General features: G+C 65.2%; 12 protein-coding genes and 1 tRNA gene. 10 read left to right on the plus strand and 3 right to left on the minus strand.

The genetic code is table 11. The annotated features are described in order from the left end of the window. The first annotated feature begins 63 nt into the window (after nucleotides 1-63). From ACZ5XO_RS07770 to ACZ5XO_RS07815, 10 genes are all read left to right on the plus strand, one after another. Entirely contained in the window at nucleotides 64-384 is a 321-nt protein-coding gene (locus ACZ5XO_RS07770; protein WP_464164878.1) for an FtsB family cell division protein, read from the plus strand. Nucleotides 385-498: 114 nt separating this feature from the next. Beyond that, nucleotides 499-1530: a pyruvate dehydrogenase (acetyl-transferring) E1 component subunit alpha gene (gene pdhA / locus ACZ5XO_RS07775; RefSeq protein ID WP_464164745.1), complete on the plus strand. Its 1032-nt coding sequence runs from the start codon at nucleotides 499-501 to the stop codon at nucleotides 1528-1530. A gap of 3 nt (nucleotides 1531-1533) precedes the next feature. Beyond that, a complete protein-coding gene (locus ACZ5XO_RS07780) occupies nucleotides 1534-2877 on the plus strand; it encodes a pyruvate dehydrogenase complex E1 component subunit beta (RefSeq protein WP_464164747.1) in 1344 nt (447 codons plus the stop codon). Continuing rightward, nucleotides 2874-4154, plus strand: a complete 1281-nt coding sequence (locus tag ACZ5XO_RS07785) for a pyruvate dehydrogenase complex dihydrolipoamide acetyltransferase (RefSeq protein ID WP_464164749.1) — start codon at nucleotides 2874-2876, stop codon at nucleotides 4152-4154. The genes ACZ5XO_RS07780 and ACZ5XO_RS07785 overlap by 4 nt, the downstream gene beginning before the upstream one ends. 15 nt (nucleotides 4155-4169) lie before the next feature. After that, on the plus strand, nucleotides 4170-4649 hold the full coding sequence (locus ACZ5XO_RS07790) for a glutathione peroxidase (RefSeq protein WP_464164751.1): 480 nt from the start codon (nucleotides 4170-4172) through the stop codon (nucleotides 4647-4649). Nucleotides 4650-4651: 2 nt separating this feature from the next. Next, nucleotides 4652-6058, plus strand: a complete 1407-nt coding sequence (gene lpdA, locus ACZ5XO_RS07795; protein WP_464164753.1) for a dihydrolipoyl dehydrogenase — start codon at nucleotides 4652-4654, stop codon at nucleotides 6056-6058. A gap of 67 nt (nucleotides 6059-6125) precedes the next feature. Further along, the gene (locus tag ACZ5XO_RS07800) at nucleotides 6126-7130 is read left to right on the plus strand and encodes a cysteine synthase A (RefSeq protein WP_464164755.1); all 1005 of its coding nucleotides are present in this window, start codon (nucleotides 6126-6128) and stop codon (nucleotides 7128-7130) included. Beyond that, a complete protein-coding gene (gene gcvA / locus ACZ5XO_RS07805; protein ID WP_464164757.1) occupies nucleotides 7127-8077 on the plus strand; it encodes a transcriptional regulator GcvA in 951 nt (316 codons plus the stop codon). The genes ACZ5XO_RS07800 and gcvA overlap by 4 nt, the downstream gene beginning before the upstream one ends. Nucleotides 8078-8168: 91 nt before the next feature. Beyond that, a complete protein-coding gene (locus ACZ5XO_RS07810; RefSeq protein ID WP_464164759.1) occupies nucleotides 8169-9062 on the plus strand; it encodes an ABC transporter ATP-binding protein in 894 nt (297 codons plus the stop codon). A gap of 10 nt (nucleotides 9063-9072) precedes the next feature. Next, nucleotides 9073-12648, plus strand: coding sequence for an ABC transporter permease/M1 family aminopeptidase (locus ACZ5XO_RS07815; protein ID WP_464164761.1), 3576 nt, complete (start codon nucleotides 9073-9075; stop codon nucleotides 12646-12648). 190 nt (nucleotides 12649-12838) lie between these two features. Here ACZ5XO_RS07815 and ACZ5XO_RS07820 read toward each other — a convergent pair. From ACZ5XO_RS07820 to ACZ5XO_RS07830, 3 genes are all read right to left on the minus strand, one after another. Next, a tRNA-Asp gene (locus ACZ5XO_RS07820) sits at nucleotides 12839-12915 on the minus strand. Nucleotides 12916-13014: 99 nt separating this feature from the next. Then, nucleotides 13015-13557: an N-acetyltransferase family protein gene (locus tag ACZ5XO_RS07825; RefSeq protein WP_464164763.1), complete on the minus strand. Its 543-nt coding sequence runs from the start codon at nucleotides 13555-13557 to the stop codon at nucleotides 13015-13017. Further along, a complete protein-coding gene (locus ACZ5XO_RS07830; RefSeq protein WP_464164765.1) occupies nucleotides 13554-15776 on the minus strand; it encodes a S9 family peptidase in 2223 nt (740 codons plus the stop codon). Before ACZ5XO_RS07830 ends, ACZ5XO_RS07825 begins: the two co-directional genes overlap by 4 nt. Nucleotides 15777-15797: the final 21 nt, after the last annotated feature.

Raw genomic sequence — 15797 nt, forward strand, 5'->3', positions numbered from 1 at the left:
TTTTCGGTCAGGATCAGGAAACCGTGTTCACGCTCAGAAGGAGCGTCAGTCGTGCCCGAGCAGATGAAGCCCTATCTTCCGTCCGCGTTTCTGCTGTTCCTGATCGTCTATCTGGGCGTTCAGGCCCTGACCGGGCAGCGCGGCCTGCTGAGCGGCGGGGAGCGTGACGCTCTGCTGGCCAGGCGCGAAGCGCAGTTGGCTCACCTGACCGAACAGCGCCGGGATCTGGAGGTTCGCGTCCGTTATCTGCGGACCGAGAGTCTTTCAAAGGACCTGCTGGAAGAGCGAGCGAGGGCGGTGCTCGGCTTTGCTGATCCGCGCGACTACGTAGTTCGCCTGAGTGCTCCTGCCCCGCGCAACCCTGACGCGATCCGCACCTCCTGAACTATTGTTACAGCTTGACCGGCTCGCTTTGCGTTTCGGGAACGAAGGCTGCTAAAGCCCCTTTCCGTAACGATAAGAGTCCCTGACAATCGGGGCGCAGCCGGGAGATGCCGGATGGCGAAAGCCGCCGCTCAGAAATCATCGTCCAGTGCGGGCGACAACAAGATTCCGAACACGCCTCAGGCTTCGAAAGAAGACCTGCTGCGCTTCTACCGCGAGATGGTCCTTATCCGCCGCTTTGAAGAGCGTGCGGGCCAGCTTTACGGCATGGGCCTGATCGGCGGCTTCTGCCACCTCTACATCGGCCAGGAAGCCGTGGCGGTGGGCGTTCAGGAGAGCGTCAAGCAAGGCCACGACAAGATCATCACCGGCTACCGCGACCACGGCCACATGCTGGCTGCGGGCATGGATCCGAACGCCGTCATGGCCGAGCTGACCGGTCGTATCGGCGGCTCGTCGAAGGGCAAGGGCGGTTCGATGCACATGTTCGACGTGCCGACCGGCTTCTATGGCGGTCACGGCATCGTCGGCGCCCAGGTGGCCCTGGGCACGGGCCTGGCCTTCGCCGGCAAGTACCGGGGCGATGACTCGGTGGCCTTCGTCTACTTCGGCGACGGCGCTTCGAACCAGGGTCAGGTCTACGAGAGCTTCAACATGGCCCAGCTGTGGAAGCTGCCGGCCATCTACATCATCGAGAACAACCAGTACGCCATGGGCACGAGCATCGAACGCTCGTCGTCCACGACCGAGCTGTTCATGCGCGGCGCCAGCTTCGGCATCCCGGGCGAACAGGTCGACGGCATGGACGTCCTGGCCGTGCGTGACGCCACCGCCCGCGCCGTGGCTCGCGCCCGCGCAGGCGAAGGGCCCTACATCCTTGAGGTGAAGACCTACCGCTATCGCGGCCACTCCATGTCGGACCCGGCCAAGTACCGCACCAAGGAAGAGGTGGACGAGGTCAAGAAGACCCGCGACCCCATCGACCACCTGAAGATGCTGCTCGCCGCCGCCAAGGCGACCGACGAAGAGCTGAAGGCCATCGACAACGAGGTGAAGGCCATCGTCGCAGAAGCCGTGCAGTTCGCACAGGAAAGCCCTGAGCCGGATCCGTCCGAGCTCTATACTGACGTCTACGTGGAGGCCTGATCCGTGACCGACATTCTGATGCCGGCGCTGTCTCCCACGATGGAAGAGGGCACGCTGACCAAGTGGCACATCAAGGCTGGCGACACCGTGTCGGCCGGCCAGGTGATCGCCGAGATCGAAACCGACAAGGCGACGATGGAAGTCGAAGCCGTCGATGAAGGCGAAGTGCTGGAAATTCTGGTGCCGGAAGGTTCCGAGAACGTGAAGGTCAACACGCCGATCGCGCGTCTGGCCGGTGAGGACGCGGCTTCTGCGCCTGCGCCTGCGCCGAAGGCCGAGGCGGTGCCTGCCGCCGCACCGGTCGCCGCCGCCGTTTCGGCCGCGCCCAAGACGGAACTGCGCGACCCGGAAATCCCCGCCGACGCCAAGCTGGTCAAGACGACCATCCGCGACGCCCTGCGCGACGCCATGGCCGAGGAAATGCGTCGCGACGACCGCGTCTTCCTGATGGGCGAGGAAGTCGCTCAGTATCAGGGCGCCTACAAGGTCAGCCGCGATCTGCTGCAGGAGTTCGGCGACCGCCGCGTGGTCGACACCCCGATCACCGAGCATGGCTTCGCCGGTCTGGGCGTCGGCGCCGCCATGGCGGGTCTGAAGCCCATCGTCGAGTTCATGACGTGGAACTTCGGCATGCAGGCCATCGACCACGTGATCAACTCGGCGGCCAAGACCCTCTACATGTCCGGCGGTCAGATCCGCGCGGACATCGTCTTCCGCGGCCCCAACGGCGCGGCCAGCCGCGTCGGCGCCCAGCACAGTCAGGACTATTCGGCCTGGTACGCCCAGGTTCCGGGCCTGAAGGTCATCGCGCCCTATGATGCGGCTGACGCCAAGGGCCTGCTGAAAGCCGCGATCCGCGATCCGAACCCGATCGTCTTCCTCGAACACGAGATGATGTACGGCACCGAGTTCGACGTGCCGGACGTCGAGGACTACGTCGTGCCGATCGGCAAGGCCAAGGTTCGCCGCGAAGGCACGGACGTCACCATCACGGCCCACAGCCGCATGGTCGGCTTCGCTCTTCAGGCCGCCGAGAAGCTGGCCGAGGAAGGCATTTCGGCCGAGGTCGTGGACCTGCGCACCCTGCGTCCGCTGGATCACGAAACCATCGTCGAGAGCGTCAAGAAGACCAGCCGCCTGGTCTCGGCCGAAGAGGGCTGGGGTCCGATGGGCGTCGGCGCCGAGGTCGTGGCTCGTGTCATCGAACACGCCTTCGACTATCTGGACGCCCCGCCGCTGCGCGTGCACCAGGAAGACGTGCCGCTGCCCTACGCCGCCAACCTGGAAGCCCTGTCGCTGCCCGGCGTGGACAAGATCATCGCGGCCGTGAAGCAGGTGATGGCATGACCGACATCCTGATGCCCGCCCTGTCGCCCACGATGGAAGAGGGCGTCCTGGCCAAGTGGCACGTCAAGGTCGGGGACGTCGTCTCCGCTGGCGACGTCATCGCCGAGATCGAAACCGACAAGGCCACGATGGAAGTCGAGGCCGTCGATGAAGGCGAAGTCACCGACATCCTGGTGGCTGAAGGCACCGAAGGCGTGAAGGTCAACACGCCGATCGCCCGCCTGAAGGACGAAGGCGGCGCGGCTGCGCCTGCGCCCAAGGCTGAAGCTCCGAAGGCTGAAGCTGCTCCGGTCAAGGCTGAAACGCCGAAGGCTGCGGCGCCTGTCGTCCCGGCTCCGGCGGCGCCGAAGTCGGAAAGCGGCGAGCGCATTTTCGCCTCGCCCCTGGCCCGTCGCATCGCCGCCCAGAACGGCGTCGATCTGAAGTCGATCAAAGGCACCGGCCCGCACGGCCGCATCGTCAGGCGCGACGTCGAGGGAGCGCCGAAGGGCGCCGCTCAACCGGCCGCCTCGACGGCGACCGCCGCCGCGACATCGGGCATCGCACCGCGTCAGGCCCAGTCGCTGGCCCAGATGGGCATTCCGGACGGCAGCTACGACCTGATCCCGCTGGACGGGATGAAGAAGGCCGTGGCGCGTCGCATGGTCGACAGCATCCAGAACGTCCCGCACTTCCCGCTGTTCATCGACTGCGAGATCGACCAGCTGATGGCTGTTCGCGTCAAGGTGAACAAGATGCTGGAGCCGCAGGGCATCAAGGTCTCGGTGAACGACTTCGTCATCAAGGCCGCGGCCCTGGCGCTGAAGATGGTGCCGGAGGCGAACGCCTCCTACACCCCCGAAGGCATCGCCATGCACCATAACGCCGACGTCTCGATGGCGGTGGCGATCGACGGCGGCCTGATCACCCCGATCATCAGGAAGGCCGAGACCAAGGGCCTGGCGCAGATCGCGACCGAGTCCAAGGACCTGGCCAAGCGGGCCCGCGAACGCAAGTTGAAGCCCGAAGAGTTCCAGGGCGGCACCTTCTCGGTGTCTAACCTGGGCATGTTCGGCATCAAGCAGTTCAGCTCGATCATCAACGAGCCGCAGGGCTGCATCATGAGCGTGGGCGCCGGCGAACAACGTCCGGTCGTCAAGGACGGCCAGATCGTGCCGGCCACGGTCATGACCGTGACCCTGACCTGCGATCACCGCGTGGTCGACGGCGCGACGGGCGCTCGCTTCCTGCAGGCGTTCAAGCCGCTGATCGAAGATCCCGTGGCGATGCTGGCCTAAGGGGAAGGTGAAGTCATGACCTCGGTTTATGACTTCTCCGCCCGCGCCATCGACGGCACGGACGTGGCGCTGGACCGCTATCGCGGTCAGGCGCTGCTGATCGTCAATACGGCGTCCAAGTGCGGCTTCACCGGTCAGTATGACGGACTGGAGAAACTGCACCGGGACTTTGCCGACGCGCCGTTCGAGGTGCTGGGCTTTCCTTGCAACCAGTTCGGCCAGCAGGAGCCGGGCAGGGCGGCGGAAATCGCCGCCTTCTGCGCCACCAGCTTCGACGTGACCTTTCCCCTGTTCGACAAGGTGGAGGTCAATGGGCCGAACCGGCATCCGCTCTATGCCTGGCTGACCCGGCAGAAGCGCGGCTTCCTTGGCTCCCAGGCCATCAAGTGGAACTTCACCAAGTTCCTGACCGACCGCGAAGGCCGCGTCGTCGCGCGCTATTCGCCCCAGACTGAACCCGCGGCCATCAAGGCCGACATCGAGAAGTTGATCTGACCATGGCTGCTGAATTCGATCTCGTCGTCATCGGTTCGGGCCCCGGCGGTTACGTCGCGGCGATCCGCGCCAGCCAACTGGGCCTCAAGACCGCGATCATCGAGCGCGAAAGCCTGGGCGGCATCTGCCTGAACTGGGGCTGCATCCCCACCAAGGCTCTGCTGAAGTCGGGCGAGAAGTTCGAGAGCCTGTCGCACCTCAAGGAATACGGCCTGTCCGCCTCGGGCGCCTCGTTTGACTTCGACGCCATCATCCAGCGCTCGCGCGGGGTTGCGGCGACGATGAACAAGGGCATCGGCTTCCTGATGAAGAAGAACAAGATCGAGGTGATCGAAGGCTCGGCCACGCTCGAAAAGGGCGCGGCTGCTCCCAAGGTCGTCGTGGCGCTGAAGGCCGGCGGCACGCGCGCCATCGAAGCCAAGACCGTCATGCTGGCCGTCGGCGCCCGCGCCCGCGCCCTGCCGCAGATCGGTCTGGAAGCGGACGGCGACAAGATCTGGGCCTATCGCGACGCCCTGGCGCCCAAGAAGCTGCCCAAGACCTTCGTCGTCATCGGTTCGGGCGCCATCGGCATCGAGTTCGCCAGCTTCTATCGCGCTCTGGGCGCCGAAGTGACCGTGGTGGAAGCCGTGGATCGCATCATGCCGGTGGAGGACGAAGAGGTCTCGAAGGCCGCTCAGAAGTCGTTCGAGAAGCGCGGCATCAAGTTCAAGGTCGGCGCCAAAGTCACCAAGGTCTCCAAGGATGCCAAGGGCGTGAAGGTCGACGTTGAAGTCAACGGCAAGGCCGAGACGCTTGAGGCCGAGGTCTGCATCTCGGCCGTCGGCATCACCGCCAACACCGACGGCATCGGTCTGGAGGCGCTGGGCGTCGAACTGGACCGCGGCCACATCAGGACCGACAGCCACTGCCAGACCAACGTCAAGGGCCTCTACGCCATCGGCGATTGCGCCGGCGCGCCCTGGCTGGCGCACAAGGCGTCGCACGAAGGCATTCACGCCGCCGAGCATATCGCGGCCTACAAGACCCCGAACGTCCATTCGCCTATCGCTGGCTGCACCTACGCCCAGCCCCAAGTCGCTTCGGTCGGGGTCACCGAGCAGGGCGCGCGCGAGGCCAAGCGCGAGGTCAAAATCGGCCGCTTCCCGTTCCGCGTGAACGGCAAGGCCGTGGCGGCGGGCGAGGTCGACGGCTTCGTCAAGGTCATCTTCGACGCCAAGACCGGCGCCCTGATCGGCGCCCACATGATCGGCCACGAAGTCACGGAAATGATCCAGGGCTACGTCACCGCCATCACCATGGAAGCGACCGAGGAAGACATCCACGGCATCGTCTATCCGCACCCGACCATGTCCGAAGCCATGCACGAGGCGGCTCTGGACGCCTATGGACGCGTGATCCACATCTGATCGAGTTGTTAGAAAATCTGAACTGTGGCTAAGAGGGTCACCCTCTTGTCCACGGTTCGGAAGTTCCATGATCGTCGCGCCTGATGTTCTCGGCCTGATCGGCAATACGCCTCTGGTGCGCCTCAAGGGCGCGTCGGAGCTGACGGGCTGTGAAATCCTGGGCAAGGCCGAGTTCATGAACGTCGGCGGTTCGATCAAGGACCGCGCGGCGCTCAGCATCATTCGCAAGGCGCGGGCCTCCGGCGCGCTGAAGCCCGGCGGGGTCATCGTCGAGGGCACGGCGGGCAATACCGGAATCGGTCTGGCCCTGGTCGGCGCCGCGTTGGGCCACCCGGTCGTCATCGTCATGCCGCGCAGCCAGACGGACGAGAAGAAGCGGGCCGTCCGCCTGCACGGCGCGCGCCTGATCGAAGTCGATCCGGCGCCCTTCGCCAGCCCCAACCATTTCGTCGCCTATTCTCGCCGTCTGGCCGAGGAACTGAACGAAAGCGAGCCGAACGGCGCCTTCTACGCCGACCAGTTCGACAATCTTGCCAATCGCGAAGCCCACTATGAGGCCACGGCGCCGGAGATATGGAAGCAGACGGACGGGAACATCGACGGCTTCATTTGCGCCGTGGGATCAGGCGGCACCCTGGCAGGATGCGCCGCATATCTGCGCGAACAGAAGCCGGAGATCGCCATCGGTCTGGCCGATGTGCCGGGCGCCGCACTCTACAGCTGGTTCACCGAGGGCGTGCTGAAGGGCGAGGGCAGCTCGATCACCGAGGGCATTGGCGTCAATCGCATCACCGGCAATCTGGAGGGGCTGGCGGTCGATCACCCCTACAGGATCGAGGATGCGGAGTTCCTGCCCATTCTGTTTGATCTGGTGCAGCACGAGGGCCTGTCGCTGGGGCCGTCCAGCGGCGTCAATGTCGCCGGCGCCATCCGCATGGCGCGCGATCTGGGGCCGGGCAAGACCATCGTCACTGTTCTGTGCGACTCTGGTCAGCGCTATTCCAGCAAGGTCTATGATCCCGCCTTCCTGAGCGCGCGGGGCCTGCCGACGCCGGAGTGGCTGAGCCGATGAGCCGCAAGAAAGAAGCCTCTGTCGACAGCCGCATCCCGCCGCTGAACGCGCTGAAGGCGTTCGAAGCCGCGGCGCGTCGCCTGAACATCACCCGCGCCGCTGAGGAACTGTCAGTCACGCCCGGCGCCATCAGCCAGCAGATCCGCATTCTGGAGGAACATGCGGGCGCGCCTCTGTTCCACCGCGAGGGACGCCAGATCGCCCTGACCGACCTGGGCGCCGAGCTCTATCCGCTGCTGCACGACGGTTTCGACTACCTGAAGCGGGCAGGGGACCTGTTGTACCGCCCGGATCGGCGCCACGCCCTGGCGGTCAGCGTGCCGCCGTCGTTCGCCGCCAAATGGCTGGCCCCGCGCATCGCCCGATTCGCAGCGGCCCACCCCGAGGTTGAGGTCTGGATGTCGGCGGACATGCGGCTGGCGGACGTCGGCGGCGGACGGGTGGACGTGGCGGTCCGTTACGGACGCGGCGATTATTCGGGCGTACGCTCCGAGCGTCTGTTGTCGGCGGATGTGACCCCGGTATGCAGCCCGGCCCTGTTGACGGGGCCCAGGGCGTTGAAACGCCCCGTCGATCTGGCGCAACAGGTCCTGATACACCTGCGCGCCGGCGAGCTGGAAGAACCTCGTCCGGATTGGGCCGCCTGGCTGAAGGCCAAGGGCGTGGACCAGATCGACGCCTCAGTTGGTCCACGTTTCGACCAGACGGCTCTGGCCATCGAAGCGGCCGCCCATGGTCAGGGGGTAGCTCTGGCTCCCTACGCCTTCGTGGCGGAGGACCTGGCGTCGGGGCGACTGGTCGCTCCGTTTGCGGACGGCGCCTTCGCGACTGAGATGGCCTATCATGTCCTGACGCGGCGCAGTGGCGTGTCCGAGCCGGCGCGCGCCTTCGTCCGCTGGATGAAGGAAGAGGTGCAGGCGGCGGATCAGCGCGTGGACGATCTCTGATCGTTTCGCCGCTTTTCTGTCTGATTTTTAACTTGATGAACGACCGTTGAATCCGTCAGCGTAAAGCACCTTTTACACGCGGGGGCGCTTCATGCTGACCATCAACAATCTGGTCCACGTCTACGGCAACGGGACACGGGCTCTGGACGACGTCAGCCTGACGATCCCGACCGGCATGTTCGGATTGCTGGGCCCGAACGGGGCCGGCAAGTCGACGCTGATGCGGACGATCGCCACCCTTCAAAGTCCGACGTCGGGCGAGATCCGCTTCGGCGACATCGACGTGATCCGCCAGCCGGAGTTGCTGCGCCGGACGCTGGGCTATCTGCCCCAGGACTTCGGCGTCTACCCGCGCGTCTCGGCCTACGACATGCTGGACCACATGGCGGTGCTGAAGGGGATCGCCGACGGCAAGGCGCGCAAGCAGACGGTCGAGGCCCTGCTGAACCAGGTCAATCTGTGGAGTGTCCGCAAGAAGGCCCTGGCCGGCTTCTCGGGCGGAATGCGACAGCGTTTCGGCATCGCCCAGGCCCTGATCGGCAATCCGCGCCTGATCATCGTCGACGAGCCCACCGCCGGTCTGGACCCGGAGGAGCGCAACCGCTTCCTCAACCTGCTGGCCGAGATCGGCGAGAACGTGGTGGTCATCCTGTCGACCCACATCGTTGAGGACGTGGCCGACCTGTGCCCGCGCATGGCGGTGCTGGCGGGCGGCAAGATCCAACTGGAAGGCGCACCGCTGGAGCTGATGAAGCAGATGGCCGGACGAGTCTGGAAGAAGGCCATCGCCAAGGAGGCCCTGCCGGAACACCGCGCCCGTTTCGAAGTCATCTCGACGCGCCTGTTCGCGGGTCAGACCGTGATCCACGTCCTGGCGGACAGCAAGCCGGGCGAGGGCTTCGAGCCGGCCTCGGGCGGTCTGGAGGACGTCTACTTCTCGACGCTGGCCGCCTCGCGCCGCCCCGCCGCCGCTCAAGCCGCCTGAGGCCGGGATCATGTTCGGGAAAGTCGCGGCCTTCGAGTTCCGCTATCAGCTTCGCCAGCCCGCCTTCTGGGTTATCTCCATCCTCTTCTTCCTGCTGAGCTTCGGCACGGTCGCCAGCCCCAACATCAGCCTCGGTTCGGGCGGCAACGTCTTCAAGAACGCGCCCTTCGCGATCGCGCAGGCGATGCTGGCCTTCAATCTCTTCTTCATGCTGGCGACCACGGCCATCGTCGCCAACGTCGTCGTGCGTGACGCCACGACCGGCTTCGGGCCGATGATTCAGGCCAGTCGTCTGTCGAAGTTCGACTACCTCTATGGACGCTTCCTCGGCGCCTTCGCTGTGGTGGCCCTGGCCTTCCTGTCGATCGCCTTGGGCATCCTGATCGGCACGCTGATGCCGTGGGTGGACAAGGAGACGGTCGGCCCCTTCCGTCCGCTCGACTACCTTTACAGCTTTGTGGTCATGGGCCTGCCGGGGCTGCTGTTCAGCTCCGCGGTCTTCTTCACTCTGGCGACCGTCACACGCTCGATGATGGCGACCTATGTCGGCGTCGTCGGGGTCTTCATCCTCTACATGACCACAACCACGGTGTTCGGCTCCAAGCCGGAACTGGAGACCCTGGTGGCCTGGCTGGAGCCCTTCGGCGCCGGCGCCTATGGCCTGGCGACCCGCTACTGGACCGCGGCCGAGCGCAACACGATCAATGCGCCGCTGACCGGCTTGCTGCTGGGCAACAAGCTGTTGTGGCTGGGCGTCAGCCTGACCTTCCTGGCGGCGGCTTTCCCTCTCTACCGCCCGTCGCCGCGCGGATCGAAGCTGCGCAAGCAGGAAAAGCTGAAGGCCATGGCCGAGGCCTCGCCGGAATCGACGGCGCCTGTCGCACCGCTGGCCCAGCCGTCCTATGGCTTCAAGGCTGGCTGGACGCAGCTGATCTCGCGCACCGTCTTCGAGATGAAGGCAGTGTTCAAGAGTCCCGCCTATTTCGTCATGCTGGCGCTGGGCTTCGCCTTCGGCATCGCCGTCCTGCTGTTCGCAGGCGAGATGTACGGCGCGCCCGTCCTGCCGGTCACGCGCGTGGTGATCGAGACCTTGGGCAGCTCATTCGGTCTGATCGTCCTGATCATCGCCATCTACTATTCCGGCGAACTGGTCTGGCGTGACCGGGAGCGGCGCACACACGAGATCATCGATTCCACCTCGACGCCGGACTGGACCTTCCTGCTGCCCAAGACCCTGGCCCTGGTTCTGGTCCTGGTCTCGACCCTGCTGGCCGCCTCTCTGGCCGGAATGATCGTGCAGACGATCAAGGGCTACACCAACTTCGAGATCGGCAAGTACCTGTTCTGGTACGTCGTGCCCCAGTCGATCAGCTTTGCGCTGATGGCTGTGCTGGCCATCTTCGTGCAGGCCCTGTCGCCCAACAAGTTCGTCGGCTGGGCCATTATGGTGGTCTATCTGATCTCGACCATCGTCCTGTCAAACTTGGGCTTTGACCATGTCCTGTACCGCTATGGTTCGGGGACGGGCATGCCGCTGTCGGACATGAACGGTCTGGGCAAGTTCGCGGGCTACGCGGCGTGGATGCAGGCCTATTGGTCGAGCTTCGCCGTCGTCCTTCTGGTCATCGCCTATGGTCTGTGGCGTCGGGGCGCCGAGACGCGCTTCCTGCCGCGCCTGGAGCGTCTGCCGCGTCGCCTGGTGGGGCCGGCGGGCGTGATCGGAGGCGTCGCCCTGACCGCCTTTGTGACCCTGGGCGTCTTTACCTTCATCAACACCAACGTCTGGAACGAGTACCGCAGCCGCGATCAGCGCGAACAACTGATGGCGGACTATGAGAAGACCCTGCTGAAGTACGAGAAGACGCCTCAGCCCGCGATCACCGACGTCAAGCTGGACCTGGACCTCTATCCGCACCAGCCGCGTCTGACGACCAAGGGGAGCTACGTCATCGAGAACCGCACAGGTGCGCCTCTGGGCGAAGTCCACCTGCGCTGGAGCCAGGACCTGAAGATCGCCATGCTGGACGTCCAGGGCGCGACGGTGGCCAGGGAGTGGCCGCAATTCGAGTACCGGATCTATCGTTTCGCTACACCGATGCAGCCGGGCGAGAAGCGCATCATCGCCTTTGAGACGGTGCTGGAGCAGCGCGGCTTCAAGAACAGCGGCGACACCACACGGATCGTCGACAACGGCACCTTCGTCAACAATGGCGAGTTCGGCCTGACCATCGGCATGGGCCGCGACGGCCTGCTGTCGGATCGCGCCAAGCGCCGCAAGCACGGCCTGCCGGCCGAGCTGCGCATGGCCAAGCTGGAGGACGAAAGCGCGCGGGCTCACAACTATATCGGCGCCGACTGGGTCAACGCCGACATCACCGTAACCACGGTCGCCGATCAGACGCCGATCGCGCCGGGCTACAAGGTGTCGGACGTAACGAAGGACGGCCGTCGCACGGCCCGATTCGTCACCGAGGCCCCGGTTCTGAACTTCTTCTCGGTCCAGTCCGCCGACTATCAGATCGCCAGGGAGCAGCACGGTCCGATCGAACTGGCCGTCTACTACCACAAGGGCCATGAGGGGAACGTCCAGCGCATGCTGAACGGCATGAAGGCGTCGCTGGACTACTACGGCACCGCTTTCAGCCCATACCAGTTCCGTCAGGCCCGGATCATCGAGTTCCCGGCCTACGCCAGCTTCGCCCAGGCCTTCGCCAACACCATGCCCTATTCGGAAGGCCTCGGCTTCATCGCCGACCTGACCGACGAGGAGAAGATCGACTACGTCACCTACGTCACCGCCCACGAGGTCGGCCACCAGTGGTGGGCGCACCAGGTGGTGGGTTCTGACCAGCAGGGCTCGACCCTGCTGTCGGAATCCCTGGCGCAATACTCGGCGCTGATGGTGATGGAGAAGCTGTACGGACCCGACAAGATCCGCCGCTTCCTGAAGTATGAGCTGGACCGCTACCTGCGCTCGCGCGGCATGGAGCGGCTGGAGGAGATGCCGCTGATGCGCATCGAGAACCAGCAGTACATCCACTATCAGAAGGGCGGTCTGGTCATGTACCTGCTGCGCGACCAGATCGGGGAGGAGGCGGTCAACCGCGCCCTGCGTCGGGTGCTGGCTCAGTACGCCTTCAAGTCCGCGCCCTATCCGCGCTCGCTGGATCTCATCAACGCGATCCGCGCCGAGGCGCCGGCCGACAAGCAGGCCCTGATCACCGACCTGTTCGAGAAGATCACCCTGTATGACGTGAAGACCAAGTCGGTCACGGCGACCCGTCGCGCCGACGGCAAGTGGGACGTCGCCCTGACGGTCGAGGCCCGCAAGCTCTACGCCGACGGCAAGGGCGAGGAGACCGAGGCCCCGCTGAACGAGACCTTCGATGTCGGCCTGTTCTCCGCCGAGCCGGGCAAGGGGGCGTTCGACCGCAAGTCGGTCATCCTGATGGAGCGTCGGCCCCTGCGCAGCGGAACCCAGGTCTTCCGCTTCGTCACGGAGCAGAAGCCGGCCTTTGCGGGTATCGACCCCTACAACCGCTGGATCGACCGCAACTCGGACGACAACGTCAAGCCGGTCGACTGACCGGCTGGGGCTCCAGCAACGAAGAGGGGGAGCGCGTCATCGCGCTCCCCCTTTTTGTGACCGTCGCATAGCATCTGGAAGGACGGTGCGAGCCAGAACACACGCAACAAGACAGCCGCTCTGAGGCGCTGTTCGTTTCTGATTTCAGGATTTGAGAGGCGGTGTGCGCCATTCCCTTCGCTGAAGAGAATGGCGCGAGTGACGGGGCTCGAACCCGCGACCTCCGGCGTGACAGGCCGGCACTCTAACCAACTGAGCTACACCCGCGTTCCCCTCCGCGAGGAGGAGAAGTGCGGATTAAGGGCGACTCATGATGGGGTCAAGCGCAATGTGAGAGGTTGCTGAAATTATCTGCGAATTCAGCTTCTAGCGCCCGCAGTCCAGGCCGGGCGCATCCGGCGCCGCGGTTGCTCCGAGGCCAAGCGCCTTCTGCATGAAGACGACGTCGCGCCAGGCGTCGAACTTCCATCCCGCGGCGTGAAAGACGCCGACGTGTTCAAAACCCGCGGCCGCGTGCAGGGCGATCGAGCCGGCGTTGTCGCTGTCGCCGATCACCGCCACCATCTGACGCATGCCGAGCGCCTCGCAGGCGCCCAGCAGGGCGTCCAGAAGAGCCTTGCCGACGCCGCGCCCGCGAAACATCTCGGACACATAGATCGAGTCCTCGACCATGAATCGATAGGCGGCGCGCAGACGATAGGGACCGGCGTAGGCATAACCCGCGACCTGACCCTCGATGTCGGCGACCAGAACAGGCAGGCCCAGCGACGCGGGCGCGGCCAGACGCGACCTCATCTCGTCGGATGAGGGGACGTCCAGCTCGAACGTCCCCGTGCCGTTCAGCACGCTGTCGGCGTAGATGGCCGTGACGGCGGCCAGGTCGGCGTCCGTGTACGGCCGGATGATCACGCCTTTTCCCAGCCCTTCTCGACGGCCCAGACGGCGAAGGCGTAGTCGTGGGCGATGTCCTTCAGATAGTCGAAGCGCCCGGACGAGGCGAAGTGGCCCGCCTCCATGTTGATCTTGAGCAGCACCGGCTTGCCCGAGGTCGAGGCCGGACGCAGCCTGGCGACCCACTTCTCGGGTTCCCAGTAGGTCACACGCGGATCGGACAGGCCGCCGGTCGCCAGCAGGGCAGGATAGGGTTTGGCTTCGATCTGGTCGTAGGGGCTGTAGCTCAGCATGTAGTCGTAGGCGGCGGCGTCTTCGAGCGGATTGCCCCATTCAGGCCACTCCGGCGGCGTGAGCGGCAGGGAGGTGTCGCTCATGGTGTTGATGACATCAACGAAGGGCACGCCGCCAATCACGCCGGCCCACAGTTCGGGCCGCATATTGGTGACGGCGCCCATGAGCAGGCCGCCGGCCGACCGCCCCTCGGCCACGATGTTTCCGGCCCTGGTGTAGTTCTGCGCAATCAGGTGGTCGGCGGCCGCGGTGAAGTCAGTGAAGGTGTTCTTCTTGGTGAAGCGGCGTGCGGTCAGGAACCAGTTCCAGCCCTTGTCCGAGCCGCCACGGATATGGGCGATGGCGTAGATGAAGCCGCGATCCACCAGCGACAGCCGGTTGGTCGAGAAGCTGGCCGCCATGGGGATGCCGTAGGAGCCGTAGCCGTAGAGCAGCAGAGGGGCAGAGCCGTCCACCGGCGTGTCCTTGCGGCGCAACACCGTCACCGGCACCAGTTCGCCGTCCGAAGCCGGGGCGTTCAGACGCTCGACCACATAGTCGGCCGGGTCGTGGCCGGACGGAACCTCCTGAACCTTGCGCAGGGTGCGCTCGCGCGTCTTCAGGTCGTAGTCGTAGGTCGAGGTCGGCGTCGACGGCGAGTTGTAGCCGTAGCGCATGATCGTGGTGTCGAATTCCGACCCCCCGCCCAGAGACAGGGCGTAGGCGGGCTCATCCACGGCGATCTCGTGCTCGGCGCCGGCGCGGTCGCGGATGACGATCTTCGTGTTGGCGTCGGCGCGTTCCTGGCGACCCAGATAGTCCTTCACCAGGGCCACACCCTCGATGAAGCGGCCGGGCGTATGGGGGATCAGATCCTTCCAGTTCGCCTTGGCAGGGGCGTCGGTCGGGGCCTCCACCACCTTGAAGTCGATAGCGTCGTCGGCGTTGGTGCGGATCACCCAGCGGTCGCCCCAGTGATCCAGATCATAGAGGCGGCCCTCATGGCGCGGTTCGACCACGACCGGCGTCGCCGTGGGCGTCGCGCCGGGGATGATACGACCTTCCGAGGTTTCCTGGTTGCCGATGCCGATGATGATGAAGGCGTCGTCGGAGGTGCGGCCGACGCTCTGGAACATGCCGTCGTCGGTCTCCTCATAGACCAGGGTGGTTTCGCCGCCGCGCGCCGGACGACGGAAGATCTTGTCCGGGCGGCCATTGTCGTCGCGGTTGGTCCAGAAGATCCACTGGCTGTCGGGCGAGAAGGTGAAGTTTTCGGTCGCCGATTCGATGGGATCGGGCAGGACCTCGCCGGTCGCCAGATCCTTGATGTAGATCTTGAAGACCTCGGAGCCTTGGGCGTCCTCGGCATAGGCGAACAGGGCATGGTCGGGGCTGTGCTCGGTCGCCGAGACCTCCGAATAGGCCTTGCCCTCGGCCAGGGCGTTGCAGTCCAGCAGGAGCTGAGGTGTCGGGGCCTTGATGAAGTTCCTGGTCACGGGCTGGCCGTCCACCATCCAGGTCCCCTGACGCTCGACCCGCATATAGCGCGGGTGCTGTTCACCCGTGCGATACTCGGTGAAATACTCCCAGGCGCCGTCGGCGGCGGGGACGGAGCTGTCGTCTTCCTTGATGCGGCCCTTCATTTCCTCGAACATCTGGGCCTGCAGCGGCAGGGTGGAGGCCATCATGGCCTCGCGATAGGCGTTCTCGGCAGTCAGATGTTCCTTGACGTCGGCCTTGATCAGCGACGGGTCGCGCAGCACGGCCTGCCAGTTGTCGTCCTTCATCCACTGATAGTCGTCGGTGCGGACGCGGCCCAGTTGCTCGATGCGGACGGGAATCTTCTTGGCGACGGGCGGCTGGGGCAGGGACATCGAGGCTCCGGTAGTCGAACGGGCGAGTGCAGGGGAGGCGGCGGCGAGGCCGACAGCGGCGGTCGAGGCGATCAGTTCGCGGCGATTCATGGATGTGGTTCCCCTGTGGTT

The sequence above is a fragment of the Brevundimonas sp. T2-11 genome (assembly GCF_055397675.1).